Source organism: Pseudomonas sp. UBT, assembly GCF_050915955.1.
GTDB classification, from domain to species: Bacteria; Pseudomonadota; Gammaproteobacteria; order Pseudomonadales; family Pseudomonadaceae; genus Aquipseudomonas; species Aquipseudomonas antarctica_A.
On the sequence record NZ_CP168079.1, the window covers coordinates 1464537 to 1479942 of the forward strand.

The window sequence follows — 15406 nt, forward strand, 5'->3', positions numbered from 1 at the left end:
ATACACCGCCATCGCAGGCAAGCCAGCTCCCACAGTTTTTAACCGAGTGCGGTCAGTTCGATAATGCAGCAGCGGCCGGTAACCGAGAGGTCCAGCAGGTCGGTGTTACCGTCGATTTGCAGGCAGTCGTGATGACCCAGCTTTTGGTCCAGCACCTTCACTTCATCCGCAACGCTGAACACCAGCACGGTCTGCGCCGTACTGAAAAAACGCTGCACACCATCCATCCACTGCAAGCGTGCGTGGTAACGCTGCGGCGAATAAATCAGGTTGAAATCGCGGATCGGCCCGGTGATCAAACGGCATGACACCGTGCTTTCACCCTTGAACGCAAAGGGCTGTAGCGGTAACAGGCCGCGCTGTTCCTCGCCATCCACGGTCAGCACCATGCCCGCACCTTTGATCACGGTGATGATGCGCTGGTAGCCGGCGAAGGTGGAAAACCCACCCGACTCACCGATATCGGCAATCGACAGGCGCCAGCCAAAGCCATCCAGGCCTGTGCCTGCGTCACGGGTAATTTCTTCGGTGCTGCCGCCGCCGTTTTTCCAGGGCATGCGGATGTAATCGGTGGCGCGCCAGACTTTCACTGCACTCATTTACTGAAACGTCCTTCCAGGCTATGACGGGAACCGGGGTGGATCAAACGCGCGGCGGTCACCGGCTGGCGACCGGACCAGGTGCGACGGCGGATCAACAGGCACGGCTCGCTGGGCTCGATCTGCAGCAACTTGCACTCTTCGGCATCGGCAAGGATCGCTTCGACCACGTGCTCGCCTTCGGTCAGCGGCGCAACCTGATTCAAATAGGCGTAAGGCGTTTGCTGGGTGAAATCCTGCTGCAAGTAATCCGGTGCCACCAGGGCGTTGACGAAACGGTCTTCGATTTGCACAGGAATGTCGTTCTCGAAGTGCACGATCAACGAGTGGAACACCCGCCCGCCTTCGCGCATTTCCAGGGCGACGGCGCGCTCGGAACCGGCAGCCTCTTCGCACAGGTGAATGACCTGGCAGGTATGCCGATGCCCACGAGAGGCGATCTCATCGGCAATGTTGTGCACTTCAAACAGCGCCGACTGGCTCTTGGGTTCGGCGACGAAGGTACCGACGCCTTGCATGCGCACCAGCAACCCTTCAGCGGTGAGTTCGCGCAGGGCGCGGTTGATGGTCATGCGGCTGAAGCCCAGTTGGCTGACCAGCTCGCTCTCCGACGGCACGCGGTAATGGGGCGGCCAGTTGCCGTTGAGGATTTGCTGGCTGATCATCTGTTTGACGCGGGCATACAAGGGCGCCGGACTTTCGTCCATGTGGGCAGCCAGCGAAGACTTGGCGGGCGGAGTCGGCACAGGGAATCCTTGCAGGGGGAAAAGATGCATAGATTGCCGGAGTTTACCGAGCAGGCAAACGTCTGTATATGTATATACAAATAAACACACGACCGGGGTGCCTTGATCATGTCCGCTTTCTTTGCCGAACGCGCGCTGCTGCCTAATGGATGGGCCAACGATGTACGCTTTGAAGTCAGTGCCGATGGCTTGCTGACCCACGTTGAGCCCAACGCCAGTGCAGACGGCGCCGAACGGCTTAGAGGTCCGGTGTTGGCGGGCATGCCAAACCTGCACTCCCACGCCTTCCAGCGCGCAATGGCAGGTTTGGCCGAAGTGGCCGGCAACCCGAATGACAGCTTCTGGACCTGGCGCGATTTGATGTACCGCATGGTCGGCAAGATCAGCCCGGAGCAACTGCAGGTCATCGCCCGCCAGTTGTATATCGAGATGCTCAAGGCCGGTTACACCTCAGTGGCGGAATTTCACTACGTGCATCACGACGTCAGCGGCCAGCCGTATGCCGACCGTGCGGAGCTGTCGCGGCAAATCAGCCAGGCGGCCGCCAGCAGTGGGATTGGCTTGACCTTGCTGCCCGTGCTCTACACCCACGCCGGGTTTGGCGGCCAGGCGCCGAACGAAGGCCAGCGACGCTTTATCAACAGCACCGAAAATTATCTGGACCTGCAAGCACGCCTCAAGCCGATGCTTGCCGCACAACCGGCGCAGCAGTTGGGCCTGTGCTTCCACTCCTTGCGCGCCGTCACGCCGCAGCAAATCAATGACGTGCTGGCCGCCAGTGACAAGGCTTGCCCGGTGCACATCCACATCGCCGAGCAACAAAAAGAAGTCGATGACTGCCTGGCCTGGAGTGGCAAACGCCCGCTGCAATGGCTGTATGACAACGTTGCAGTCGATGAGCGCTGGTGCCTGGTGCACGCCACACACGCTGATCCTGACGAAGTCACGCGCATGGCCAAGAGCCGCGCAATTGCTGGCCTGTGCCTGACCACCGAAGCCAACCTGGGCGACGGGATTTTCCCGGCGGTGGATTTCCTCGCCCAAGGCGGACGCATGGGCATTGGCTCCGACAGCCATGTGTCACTCAGCGTGGTGGAAGAATTGCGCTGGCTGGAATACGGCCAGCGCCTGCGCGACCAGCGGCGTAACCGCTTGTACCGCGGTGATCAACCAATGGTCGGCCGCACACTGTTTGATGCTGCATTGGACGGTGGCGCCCAGGCGCTGGGCCAGACGATTGGCCGCTTGGAAGTGGGCAAACGCGCGGACTGGCTGGTGTTGGATGGCAACGACCCGTACCTGGCAACGGCGACGGAGGACGGCATTCTCAATCGCTGGCTGTTCGCCGGTGGTGATCGGCAGGTGCGCGATGTGCTGGTCAACGGGAAGTGGGTAGTACGGGACGGGCATCATGCCGGTGAAGAGGAAAGCAGCCGCGCCTTCACGCAAGTGCTGAGGGATATGCTGGGCTAACAAGCACTGCAAAACAAATGTGGGAGCGGGCTTGCTCGCGAATGCGGTGTATCAGTCATTACATCTGTCGACTGACACTCCGTATTCGCGAGCAAGCCCGCTCCCACATTTTGATTGGCGATGGTCCAGGTTTACTGCGAAGTCTTCGCCATCTGCTTGTCCGACGTACGCCAGATCAACCGCGTGGTGTCATACCCTTGCTGCCGCGCCCTGCTCAGCAGGTCTTCGCGGGTGTCGGCGCTGACCGTCGGCGTGCGCGACAAGATCCACATGTAGCGCCGGCTAGGGCTGCCAACGAGAGCGGTCTTGTAGTCATCACTGACGTACAGCACCCAGTAATCGCCCTTGGCAACGCCCGGCAGCAGCGCCGTGAACCAGTTATTGAATTCCACCCAAAGCTTGTCGGTCTTGCCGGGCACTTGCGGCGTGGCCGTGCCCTTGGCTTCTTCCCACTTCCACTCAGGCGTCAGGCAGCGGTTGAACACCGACATGTCGCCATCCGGCAGCAGGCTGTAGCGGGCTTCGGACTGCGCACAGTTACGCTGGAAATACATCGGCAATCGGGCCAACTCGTACCAGGTCCCCTGGTAGCGCTTCAGGTTGACGTTGCTCGCTGTCTTGGGTTGCAGATCATCGCCAGAATGGCTGGCGCAGCCCGCCAAAAACAGGCTGGCGCAAAGGAACAAAACAAAACGGATCATTCTTCTTCTCCCGCAGGCTCGCGCCCCGGTTTACTTCAGGCCTTGCCCGGAAAACATCAGAACTTTGTCACCGGCGTACTGCACGCTGATAAAGCTGTTTTTATCGCCCCACGTGCAACTGGACATACCCAGTGCGCCGGAACAATCGGTCGGCTTGCCCAGCAACGACTCAACCTCGGCCTTGGCCATGCCAGCCGACAGCTTCGCGTAATTTTCTTGATTGACCTTGCTGCAAGCGGCTAACAGCACGCAAAAAGCCAGCAAGGCGAGACGGCGTAAAGACATGGAAAAGCTCCTGAAGAGACGAAGCAGCTGGGGTATCTGCCAGAAGCTTAGAAGGGAAAAGGGGTGTCTGGTTCCCGACGAGCGAAAACAAAAAAGCCCCGAAAACGCTGAAACGTTTCGGGGCTTTTTAATTACCGCAAGGTTTTACTTCTTGTGGTAACCGGTCACACGCTCAACCTCTTCCTTCGAACCCAGGAACACCGCCACACGCTGGTGCAGGCCTTCAGGCTGGATGTCGAGGATGCGCTGGTGGCCGTCGGTAGACGCGCCGCCCGCTTGCTCAACCAGGAACGACATAGGGTTGGCTTCGTACATCAAGCGCAGTTTGCCAGGCTTGGAGGGCTCGCGGCTGTCACGTGGGTACATGAACAGGCCACCACGAGTCAGGATACGGTGCACGTCGGCCACCATCGCGGCGACCCAGCGCATGTTGAAGTTCTTCTTCAACGGGCCTTCCTCACCTGCCATCAACTCGCCGACGTAGCGAGTCACCGGCTCTTCCCAGTGGCGCTGGTTGGACATGTTGATCGCAAATTCCTGGGTGGAGGCAGGAATAGTGATGTCTTCGTGGGTCAGCACGAAGCTGCCCATTTCACGGTCCAGGGTAAAGCCTTTGACGCCGTCGCCCAGGGTCAGCACCAGCATGGTCTGTGGGCCGTAGATCGCATAACCGGCAGCGACCTGCTCGGTGCCTGGCTGCAGGAAGGCCTTTTCGTTCAGGGCTTCGTTCTGGCTCAGGTATTCGTTCGGGCAACGCAGTACCGAGAAGATGGTGCCGACCGGCGCGTTGATGTCGATGTTGGACGAACCGTCCAGTGGGTCGAATACCAGCAGGTACGCGCCTTTCGGGTACTTGCCCGGGATCTGGTAGGCATTGTCCATTTCTTCGGACGCCATGCCGGCCAGGTGACCGCCCCATTCGTTGGCTTCGAGCAGGATCTCGTTGGAGATGACGTCGAGCTTCTTCTGCACTTCGCCTTGAACGTTTTCAGTGCCCATGCTGCCCAGGACACCACCCAGTGCGCCTTTGGACACGGCGTGGCTGATTTCCTTGCAAGCACGCGCCACCACTTCGATAAGGAAGCGCAGATCGGCAGGCGTGTTGTTGCTGCGGGTCTGCTCGATCAAATAGCGACTCAGGGTAACGCGGGACATGTAAGGCTCCGGAGAATGGGGGGCTTATAAACCCGCGCAGTTTAACGCGAGTCGAGGCGTATTTCCCCTAATCAGAGGATTTAACTCCAATAGAGTTCACGGTTTGCCCGCTGGCGTGCGCAACAAACTGTAGGCCATCGCCCCCAGTGCCGCCACACCCAGCAGGAGCACGGCCCACAGGCCAAGTTTCTTCCAGTCGGTGCCCATTTCGGGCAATGGGGCAACGGCGAGGGGTTTGACCACCACCTCTCCTGTGACCGTGGCCTGACCCAACGTCTTGAGCCGCTCGGCGCTGTAGTCGGGGATCAGGGTCGACAACGGCAGGTTCGCTGCCTTGACTGAGCCATTACCCAACGCCAGGGTGAACGGCGATTCACCCCGCGCCAGGAATACCAACTGGGTGGCGCGCACAGCAAAGCGCAAAGCCGGGGCTTCGATGCCCAAGCCGCCGCCGCGCTCATCCACCTGCAGTTTTAGCTCGGCCACGGCCTGGCCAGGCAGCTGCAATTCGTCCTGCACCACGTCCTGGCCGTTTTGGGTCAGGCGGTACAACAAACCGTTGCTCAGCGGCTGCCAGGCTTGATTGGCGTCACGGCGCCCCGCCAACGTTACCGGCGCCAGCGTATTGGGCTGCTTCAACTCAATGCGCAAGCGCTCGACATGCAGCCCCGTCGGCAGCTGCCAGCTGTATTCGCCCGCCTTGAGCCGCGTCCCCGACAAGGGCTGTGACCACACCAACGGCAGCGGCAAGCTGCTGCTTGTGGCGCTCACAAGCTTGGCCGAGGTCAGCGTCGGCGCGACCTGGCCCTGCCACACCAAACGCAGGTAACGCGCCGACTGCCCCGGCAGGCTGACGTCATGCTGTTCGACGCGCTCATCGGCAAACGACAGGCGTGCCACCTGCCCATCGCCCCACGACTGCCAGTGCTGCAAGTCATCACTGGCTTCAATGCTGAAACGCTGGAAGCCATCCTGCTCACGGCTCCAGTCCAGGCTCAGTTGCTGCAACGGCGCCTTGATCGCGCTGGCATCCAGCACCCAGCCACGCAGCACTTCTTTGCCCGCCTTGGCTGGGCGGACTTCCAACAACGTGCCTTCGGCGGTGGATTTCATCACCACGTCCGGCACGTTCTCACGGGTGTCGGCGGCGTACAGCGGGAACCACTTCACGTCAGCCACATCGCGGCTTTCAGTACGCTGCGCCGATTGACGCGAAAGCGCATAGGCTTGGGGCTCACCGGCGGCATTGAACACCCGCACATCACTGAGATCAGCCTGACGCGCACTCAATTGCACCGCCAATGGCAGCTCCAGGCGATACCAGGGGGCGTTGCCGCTCACAGCCAGCGGCACGTGCGTGGTGAAGTCGGCGGGCGTTTCCTGCGCCCACACCGACAACGTCGTACACACGCCCACCGCGATTACGCTCAACTTACCGATCAAGAGGATGCTCCTTCAGTTTCCAACACCGGTTCGGCACGCTTGGGCGGCAGCGGCGCAAAGTAGCCCACCACCAGCAACAACCCGCCCACGCCGATAAACGACACGATCCGCGCCAGCCCGCCACGGTTGCTCAGTTCGACGAAGAACAGCTTGGCGACCACCACCGCAATCAGCGCCGCGCCGATCAGCCACACTTCGCGACGATGGCGCAGATGGCCGCCGATCATCAGGCCGAGAGCGACCAAGGTCCAGACGATCGACAGACCAGCCTGGACCACCATCGATTCCAGCAATGCATCCAGCTGGAAGGGCACGCCAGCCCAATGGTGGGCAGTACGCATCACCAATGCCGTAAAGAAGGCAAACAGCGAAATACCCGCGACACCTTGGGCGATCAGCTCAGTACGCGGCCCGCGTTGCGGCGCCACGCTGCGCGACCATAAATACACACCCAGCAGTGCAAACAGCAGGCCCAGATCCAGCGGGTTGAGCAGCGGTACATACGGCAGCGGTCTGGCCGTACCGTCACTGAAGATATTTGCCAGCCAGAACCAGCCGAGCATCAATACCGCCAGCGGCAACGCGGCCAGCACGCGGTATTCACGCGGATACGCCGACACCGGCCACGGCCAGCTGCGCGGCGCAGCCGCCAGCACCAGGTACAGGCTCGGCAGAATCGCCCAACCCAACCAGCGCCAGGCGTTGTACTCGCTCGACAGCAACAGCAGGCCGTAACGCAGCTCCAGCGCCAACACGCCGATCAACATCCAGCAGCCGAGCACATGAGCGATGCTCAACACGTTGCCCGGCACCCGCGCAGCCAAACGGCGCAGCGCGATGAAATGCACAACGAACACCGCCAACCAAGCCAGCCAGCCGTACTGCGCCGCCGGGTGGTAGTAGTCATGGGCAGACACCAGCAACACCACGCCCGCCGCCGGCATCAGCAAGGCGCACAGCATGCCCAGCGACGCCCAGCGCAAACGTTCGGCCAGCACTGCCCAGATCGCCACGCTCACCGCCGCGATGCCGAGCAAAAATGGCCCCTGCAGCTCCTGCGGGATAAACCGCAACACTTCACCGATCAGCGCCAGCGTCCACCAGGCCGCGCCCCACACCAGCAGCAGGTCGGACAGGCGTTGCAGCTTCAACACAGCAAACACCGGCGCATGCGGTTCACGCTGCAAGCGCCAGGCGCCCACCATCGCGGCCAAGCCCAGCACCATCGGCGTCCAGAAACCGCTGTGCGCCAAGGGGCGCAAGCCTTCGCTGCTCAGCGGCCCGAGCAACTGCGGCGCCGCCAACAGGAACGAGCCGCCGCCGATCAATTGCAGCAGCAATCCAAACACGAAGCTGACACGCTGTTGCAGGTACAGGCTCAGCCAGATGATCAACAAGCCACTGGCCGCCCACACGCCGCTGGCACTTTCCCAAGGCAGTACAAACAGCACGGCGAGATTGATCAGCACCAAACCTGCGAGCAACACCACTGACAGGCCACGCAGCAGCCGCACATCGCTGCGCACCCTGTCGTCGCGCGCCGCCAGCAGCATGCCGCCGATCAAGGCGAGGCCGATCAGCGAGGCCGTCAACAAGCCGGACCAACCCGCACTGAAGACCGCCGCCCCGTCGCCGCCTTGCAAGCGCAGCAGGAACAACGCCCCGCCAAGCAATTGCACGGCGAAGGCGGTGAACAGGAAGGTACGCGAGCCGATGCGCAGGCCGATAAACAGAGTGACCAGACCGGCTATTGCCCAACTGATGGCGGTGCCTTGGGTCAGTAACAGCAACGGCGCGAGCAGGTACAAAAAGGTCAGGCCCAGGCTTGCCAGCACGGGCAGGCCTTTGCGCTCCCAATCCGCAGCCTGTTCAGTCGGCGCCTTGCGCAACTGAGCGAAGCTGAACAGCAATGCCCCGCCCAGCAGCAGCGCACCCAACGGCGCACCGTCGAGCAAGCTCTGTGCGCCCACGCGCAGCTCGCTGAGGAACGCCAGCGCCGACCCCAACTGCAACAACAGGCCAAAGGCCCGTGCCAACGGCCGCTGCTGACGCAAGCCAAGCCAGAAGATCCCGGCGCCCTCCACCGCCCACGCGGCAGCCGTCCAGCGTGCATCGAGGCCCAGGGGAATCGCCAGGCTGGCAAAGATCACACCCAGCGCCAGGCAGGTTTCCGCCAGCAACAAGGCGCGCCCACCCCTCAACAACCGGGCCAGGCCCATGTAGATAATTCCCAGGCCCAACGCACTGAACGCGGCGGCAAAGTCCAGGTGCTGCACCAGCGCGAACTGCAAGCCAAAGCCCACCAGCGGCGGGCCGAACAGCATGCTGCCGTCGACATAATCGCCCTTGGCCGCCGACCAGCGCAGCAGTGCGTCACGGCCTTCAGGGGCGTCGCCCATCGCCAGCAGTTTGCGCCGGGCGAACAGCAGCCCGATGGCCAGGTACATCAGGAAGAACAGGATCAGGAACGGCTCGGTGCTCCACAGCAGTTCCGGCGTGTAAGCGCGCATGCCCCAGGCGAAACCAATGCCGAAGGTACCCACAAACCCGATCAGGTTGAGCAAGCGCCAGGCCTTGAACCAGGCGATGGCGAGAATGCCGGCGTTGAGCAGTGCGAAGTAGCTGAACAGCGCCACATGGTTACCGGCGCCGGTAGAGGTCAGGATCGGCGCGGCAAAACCACCCAACGCTGCCGCGCAGGCCAGGCCCAGGGCGTCCTGGGTGATCGCCAGGATCGCCGAGAACACCGTGACCGCCACCAGCAGGCCGAGTGCCGCGCCTGGGTCGATCAACGGGTGCAGGCGCATCGCAGCGAACACGGTCAGGTACAACACGGCAATGCCGGTGCCTTGCAGCATCAAGCCGTAATTGCTGTTACGCAGCCGCAACCACCAGCCCAGGCCAAGCAGGCCGATGGCGGCGGCGGCAACGCCGGCGTAACGCAGCTCGATCGGCACCACCACGCCTTCGGTGGCGTAGCGCAGCAGAAAGGCCAGGCCGAGGAATAGAAGCACGACGCCGACGCGCAGCACGGTGTTACCGCCAAACAGCCAATTGCGCGCGCCACTGATGGCCCGTTCGATCAGGTTGGGGCCTCGGGGAATGGCAGGTGCTTCAGGTGGCGGCGTTGGAGCTGCGGCCCAGACGTCATCCGGCAGTGGCTGGCTGGCCTCGGCCACCACGGCGACAGGCGCCAGCTCGGCAGGCAACTCCCAGACGAGATCGGGCGCCTTGGCCGCGACCTTCGGCTCAGGGATAGGCGATTCGGGAATGGGGGGTTCGACAAACACACTGCGCGCCAGTGGCGCAGGGTTGGGCGTTTCCAGCTGCGCCAGGCGCTGCTCCAGCGAGTTCAACGCCTTCGACGTGGTCTCTAACTGACGAGCTTGCTGGTCTGCTTGGGCGGACAGCCTCGACAGACGAATCGCCTGGCCAATGCCCAACCCCAACAGCGCACCGAAGCCGGCATCGGTGAACGACTCATCGAGTGTCCAACCGAGCACCAGGCCAATCAGCATGAAAATCCATTGCATGGTCGATATCCCTAAGCAGCCCGAGGCGGGCAAACCGGGGCCTAGTATATCGACGCGGGGCTAATGTGGGAGCGGGCTTGCTCGCGAAAGCGGGGTGCCAGTCGACATATTTGTTAACTGACCCTCCGCATTCGCGAGCAAGCCCGCTCCCACACTTTTTACTGCGGTGCTTAGTCGAGCGCTTTCCAGATCTCGGTGGCGTATTCGCGGATCGTCCGGTCCGACGAGAACCAGCCCATGCGCGCCGTATTGAGCACCGCCGAACGCCACCACGCCTTCGAGTCGTGCCAATGCGCCTCGACACGCGCCTGGGCGTCCCAGTAGGAGTCGAAGTCGGCACACACCAGGAAGCGGTCGTAGTCGATCAGGCCGTCGATCAAGCCCACATAACGGCCCGGATCATCCGGCGAGAACACCCCGCCGCGGATCGCTTGCAACACATCGTTGAGACGATGGGAGGCTGCCACTTCCGGCCCGGCGTGAAATTCACCGGCGTGCTTGCGGGCTTCCACTTGTTCGGCGCTGAGGCCGAAGATAAACATATGCTCGGCGCCCACGCGCTCGTGCATCTCCACGTTAGCGCCGTCCATGGTGCCGATGGTCAGCGCGCCATTGAGGCCGAACTTCATGTTACTGGTGCCCGAGGCCTCAAAACCGGCAGTGGAAATCTGCTCCGACAAGTCCGCCGCCGGAATGATGCTTTCCGCCAGGCTGACGTTGTAGTTGGGCAAGAACACTACCTTGAGCAAACCGCGCACGGTGGGGTCGTTGTTCACGGTGCGGGCGATGTCATTGGTCAGCTTGATGATCAACTTGGCCTGGTGATAACTCGCGGCCGCCTTGCCCGCGAAGATTTTCACGCGGGGCACCCAATCGGTGCCCGGCTCGGCGCGGATTGCCTGGTACAAGGCCACGGTGTGCAGCAGGTTCAGCAGCTGGCGTTTGTACTCGTGGATCCGCTTGACCTGCACATCGAACATCGCCGCCGGGTTCACAGAAATGCCCAGGCGCTCGTGAATGATCTCGGCCAGTGCGCGCTTGCTGTGCAGGCGCTGTTCGGCGAAGGCTTTGCGGAAAACCTGCTTCTCGGCGAAGGTTTCCAGCTCCGTCAGGCGGGTTTCCATGGTGTCGAGAATGTCCGGGCCCAAGGCTTCCACCAGCATCTCGGTAAGCTTGGGGTTGGCCTGGTACAGCCAGCGGCGGAAGGTGATGCCGTTGGTTTTGTTGTTGATGCGCTCCGGGTACAGCTTGTGCAGTTCGGAGAACACCGTGCTGCGCATCAGTTGGGTATGCAAACCGGACACGCCGTTGACGCTATGGGAGCCGAGGAACGCCAGGTTACCCATGCGCACGCGGCGGCCGTTGTCTTCTTCGATCAGCGACACCGCGCGCAGCACGTCGAAATCGTGGATGCCCTTGGCCCGCAGCGAGTCAATGTGCTGGGCGTTGATCAGGTAGATGATTTGCATGTGCCGCGGCAGCATGCGTTCCATCAGGCCGACAGGCCAGGTTTCCAACGCCTCCGGCAATAAGGTGTGGTTGGTGTAGGAAAGCGTTTCAACCGTCACGTCCCACGCGGCTTCCCACGGGATGTCGTGCAGGTCCACCAGTTGGCGCATCAGCTCGGCCACGGCGATGGATGGGTGAGTGTCATTGAGCTGGATGGCAGCGTGCTCGCCCAGGCTGAGCACCGAGCCGTGCATGTTTTTGTGGCGGCGCAACAAGTCTTGCAGCGATGCGGAAACGAAGAAGTATTCCTGGCGCAGGCGCAGTTCCTGCCCTGCTTCGGTGCTGTCGGCCGGGTAAAGCACACGCGAGATGCTTTCGGCGCGGGCCACTTCGGCGACGGCGCCCAAGTGGTCACCGGCGTTGAAACGCTCCAGGTGCAGGTCCTCCACGGCCCGTGCACGCCACAGACGCAGGGTGTTCACGCTGGCGCCGCGCCAGCCGACCACCGGGGTGTCATAAGCAACGGCGCGCACGGTTTCGTTGGGCGTCCACACCTGGATGAGCTTGCCGGAGGCGTCCGGCAGGGTTTCGACGCTGCCGCCAAAACCGATCGGGTAAATCACTTCGGCCCGCTCAAACTCCCACGGGTTGCCGAAGTCCAGCCAGCGCTCGGTCTGCTCCTGTTGCCAGCCATCCACAATCGCCTGGCGGAACAATCCGTGCTCATAGCGAATGCCGTAACCGTGGCCGGCAATGCCCAAGGTGGACATGCTTTCCATAAAGCAGGCCGCCAAGCGGCCAAGGCCGCCGTTGCCGAGCGCCGCATCGGGCTCCAGCAGGCGGATGCGTTCCAGGTCGACGCCCAGTTCGGACAGGGCTTCGCGCGCAATCTCCAACACGCCGAGGTTGCTCAGGCTGTCATAGAGCAAGCGGCCGATGAGGAATTCCAGGGAGAGGTAATAAACCCGCTTCTGGCCTTTGCGGTAAATACGTCGCGTATGGTCCATCCAGTGGTCGACCATCTGGTCGCGGGCGGCCAGGGCAATGGCTTCAAACCAGTCGTGGTCGAAGGCGTGGTCGGGGTCTTTACCCACCGCGTAAGTGAGTTTGGTCAAGACAGCATCGCGGAATGCGGCTACCTCTGCTTCTCGTGCAAGCGGTTCCTGAGACATCGGTGCGACCTCGGGCGAGATTGAAGGAGTTGCTAGAGCCTAGTCGGTCTGACAGACGGTGAACGTGCTCGTTCGGCAGTTTTTTAACTCATTCACCTTTGCGGGAAATTGATGCAGGGGTCGTGCCCGATCGGTGGTTGAGCAGCCTTCGGGCTGAAAACCGCAAAATACTGTTCAAAAAATCATCAATCCCGGTATTATCGCGCGCCCAGATAGCGCCCCACCTTGGAACCCTGATGAAGCCTCAACTGATCGCCGCCGCGGAACTCGACCGTCTCGAGACTTGGCAGAAATATTCCGCCCACATGTGCGGTGGCTGCGTGTCCAGCTGTTGCACGCTGCCGGTTGAGGTGAAGATCAAGGACCTGATCCGCATTGGCATCGTCGATGAGTTCGAACGCGGCGACCCGCCGAAGAACATCGCCAAGCGTTTGCAGAAAGAAGGCATCGTCGAGCGCTACAACTCCAAATCCGAGATTTTTACCCTGCAGCGCATGAGCAACAACGATTGCCTGTACCTGGATCGTAAGACGCGCTTCTGCACTATTTATGACAAGCGCCCGGATACCTGCCGCAACCACCCGAAAATCGGCCCGCGCCCGGGGTATTGTGCGTACAAGCCGAAGGAAGTGGTGCGCGAAACCACGTTCAAGACGCTCGACAAGTTCTGATCCGGATTTTGTAGTGCCCTCAAGGGCCTCATCGCAGGCAAGCCAGCTCCCACATTTGAATGTATTCACAGATCCAAAATGTGGGAGCCGGGCTTGCCCGCGATGAGGCCGGCACAGTCACCACAAAAACTACAGGCATAAAAAAACGCCCCCGGCCTTTCGACCGGGGGCGTTTTTCATTCAGCCTGAGTTAACTCAGTTCTTGGCTTTCTCCCACATTTGAATGCATTCACAAATCCAAAATGTGGGAGCCGGGCTTGCCCGCGATGAGGCCGGCACAGTCACCACAAAAACTACAGGCATAAAAAACGCCCCCGGCCTTTCGACCGGGGGCGTTTTTCATTCAGCCTGAGTTAACTCAGTTCTTGGCTTTCTTGGCAGCGCGGGTACGCTCGCCTTCGTCCAGGATCTTCTTACGCAGGCGGATCGACTTAGGCGTAACTTCGCACAGCTCGTCGTCCTGGATGAATTCCAGGGCTTGTTCCAGAGTGAACTTCACTGGTGGAACCAGAGCGATGGTTTCGTCTTTACCCGAAGCACGCATGTTGTCGAGCTTCTTGCCTTTGGTTGGGTTGACGCCCATGTCGTTGTCACGGCTGTTCAGACCAACGATCTGACCGTTGTAGATCTCTTGACCGTGTTCAACGAACAGCTTGCCACGCGCCTGCAGAGTTTCCAGGGAGTAGGTCAGTGCCTTACCGGTTTCTACCGATACCAGAACACCGTTCTGACGGCCGGACATGTCGCCGGACTTCATGGTGTCGTAGCGATCGAAGATCGAGGTCAGGATGCCAGCACCGTTGGTCAGGGTCAGGAACTGGTTACGGAAACCGATCAGACCACGAGCAGGGATGTTGTATTCCAGACGCACACGGCCTTTGCCATCCGGCACCATGTTGGTCAGGTCGCCGCGACGCAGGCCCATCTCTTCCATGACCTTGCCCTGGGATTCTTCCGGGGTGTCGATGGTCACGTCTTCAAACGGTTCCTGCTTCACGCCGTCAACCTGGCGGATGATCACTTCTGGACGACCAACGCCCATTTCGAAGCCTTCGCGACGCATGGTTTCGATCAGTACCGAGAGGTGCAGCTCACCACGGCCGGAAACCTTGAACTTGTCAGCCGAGTCGCCTTCTTCAACGCGCAGAGCAACGTTGTACAGCAGCTCTTTGTCCAGACGTTCCTTGATGTTACGGGAAGTCACGAACTTGCCTTCTTTACCGCAGAAAGGCGAGTCGTTTACCTGGAAGGTCATGGAAACGGTTGGCTCGTCAACGGTCAGAGGCTTCATCGCCTCGACAGTGTCCGGCTGGCACAGGGTGTCGGAGATGAACAGCGAGTCCATACCGCTTACGCACACGATGTCGCCTGCGAAAGCTTCTTCAACGTCAATACGGTGCAGACCGTGGTGACCCATCAGCTTCAGGATACGACCGTTACGCTTCTTGCCGTCAGCACCGATAGCCACAACCGGGGTGTTCGGCTTGACGCTACCACGAGCGATACGGCCAACGCCGATAACACCCAGGAAGCTGTTGTAGTCCAGTGCCGAGATTTGCATCTGGAACGGGCCTTCACGGTCAACCTTCGGCGGTGGAACGTGGTCAACGATCGCTTGGTACAGCGGGGTCATGTCTTCCGCCATGGCGGTGTGTTCCAGACCGGCAATACCGTTCAGGGCAGAGGCGTAGATCACTTGGAAATCAAGCTGCTCTTCGGTTGCACCCAGGTTGTCGAACAGGTCGAAAATCTGGTCCAGAACCCAGTCCGGACGTGCGCCTGGACGGTCAACCTTGTTGATGCACACGATCGGACGCAGGCCGGCTTCGAAAGCCTTCTTGGTCACGAAACGGGTTTGCGGCATAGGGCCGTCTTGAGCGTCAACCAGCAGCAGAACGGAGTCAACCATCGACATTACGCGTTCAACTTCGCCGCCGAAGTCGGCGTGGCCCGGGGTGTCCACGATGTTGATGTGGTAGCCGTTCCAGTTGATGGCGGTGTTTTTCGCCAGGATGGTAATACCGCGCTCTTTCTCCTGGTCGTTGGAGTCCATCACGCGCTCGTCGTTGAGCTCGTTGCGCTCCAGGGTGCCGGATTGACGCAAGAGTTTGTCTACCAGGGTGGTTTTACCATGGTCAACGTGAGCAATGATGGCGATGTTACGTAGATTTTCGATCAC

At 60.9% G+C, this 15406-nt stretch carries 11 protein-coding genes; 2 read left to right on the top strand and 9 right to left on the bottom strand.

Annotation, left to right across the window (positions count from 1 at the left end; translation table 11 throughout):
- Nucleotides 1-38: 38 nt before the first annotated feature.
- The gene (locus ACDZ94_RS06715; protein WP_262666802.1) at nt 39-599 is read right to left on the bottom strand and encodes a HutD/Ves family protein; all 561 of its coding nucleotides are present in this window, start codon (nt 597-599) and stop codon (nt 39-41) included.
- On the bottom strand, nt 596-1306 hold the full coding sequence (hutC, locus tag ACDZ94_RS06720) for a histidine utilization repressor (RefSeq protein WP_232000148.1): 711 nt from the start codon (nt 1304-1306) through the stop codon (nt 596-598). Before hutC ends, ACDZ94_RS06715 begins: the two co-directional genes overlap by 4 nt.
- Before the next feature lie 147 nt (nt 1307-1453).
- Here hutC and ACDZ94_RS06725 point away from each other — a divergent pair, with 147 nt between their 5' ends.
- Nucleotides 1454-2818 (top strand): formimidoylglutamate deiminase, encoded by a 1365-nt coding sequence (locus ACDZ94_RS06725; protein ID WP_432751226.1) that lies wholly within the window; start codon nt 1454-1456, stop codon nt 2816-2818.
- 131 nt (nt 2819-2949) lie between these two features.
- On the opposite strand, the gene ACDZ94_RS06730 is transcribed toward ACDZ94_RS06725, so the two are convergent.
- The 6 genes from ACDZ94_RS06730 to ACDZ94_RS06755 form a co-directional block, all read right to left on the bottom strand.
- Entirely contained in the window at nt 2950-3519 is a 570-nt protein-coding gene (locus tag ACDZ94_RS06730; protein ID WP_064450265.1) for a lipocalin family protein, read from the bottom strand.
- Nucleotides 3520-3549: 30 nt separating this feature from the next.
- A complete protein-coding gene (locus tag ACDZ94_RS06735) occupies nt 3550-3804 on the bottom strand; it encodes a hypothetical protein (protein WP_017849914.1) in 255 nt (84 codons plus the stop codon).
- A 144-nt stretch (nt 3805-3948) separates the two neighbouring features.
- A complete protein-coding gene (locus ACDZ94_RS06740; RefSeq protein ID WP_053253909.1) occupies nt 3949-4959 on the bottom strand; it encodes a class 1 fructose-bisphosphatase in 1011 nt (336 codons plus the stop codon).
- 96 nt (nt 4960-5055) lie between these two features.
- The gene (locus tag ACDZ94_RS06745) at nt 5056-6399 is read right to left on the bottom strand and encodes a DUF3999 domain-containing protein (protein ID WP_432751488.1); all 1344 of its coding nucleotides are present in this window, start codon (nt 6397-6399) and stop codon (nt 5056-5058) included.
- Nucleotides 6399-9935, bottom strand: a complete 3537-nt coding sequence (locus ACDZ94_RS06750; RefSeq protein ID WP_432751227.1) for a DUF2339 domain-containing protein — start codon at nt 9933-9935, stop codon at nt 6399-6401. Before ACDZ94_RS06750 ends, ACDZ94_RS06745 begins: the two co-directional genes overlap by 1 nt.
- A 170-nt stretch (nt 9936-10105) precedes the next feature.
- On the bottom strand, nt 10106-12556 hold the full coding sequence (locus tag ACDZ94_RS06755; protein ID WP_064450262.1) for a glycogen/starch/alpha-glucan phosphorylase: 2451 nt from the start codon (nt 12554-12556) through the stop codon (nt 10106-10108).
- A 236-nt stretch (nt 12557-12792) separates the two neighbouring features.
- Between ACDZ94_RS06755 and ACDZ94_RS06760 the strand changes: the two genes are divergently transcribed.
- Nucleotides 12793-13227, top strand: a complete 435-nt coding sequence (locus tag ACDZ94_RS06760) for a YkgJ family cysteine cluster protein (RefSeq protein ID WP_064450261.1) — start codon at nt 12793-12795, stop codon at nt 13225-13227.
- A gap of 358 nt (nt 13228-13585) precedes the next feature.
- Here the strand turns inward: ACDZ94_RS06760 and typA are convergent, their stop codons facing one another.
- Complete coding sequence (gene typA, locus ACDZ94_RS06765; protein ID WP_064450260.1) at nt 13586-15406, bottom strand: translational GTPase TypA; 1821 nt, start codon at nt 15404-15406, stop codon at nt 13586-13588.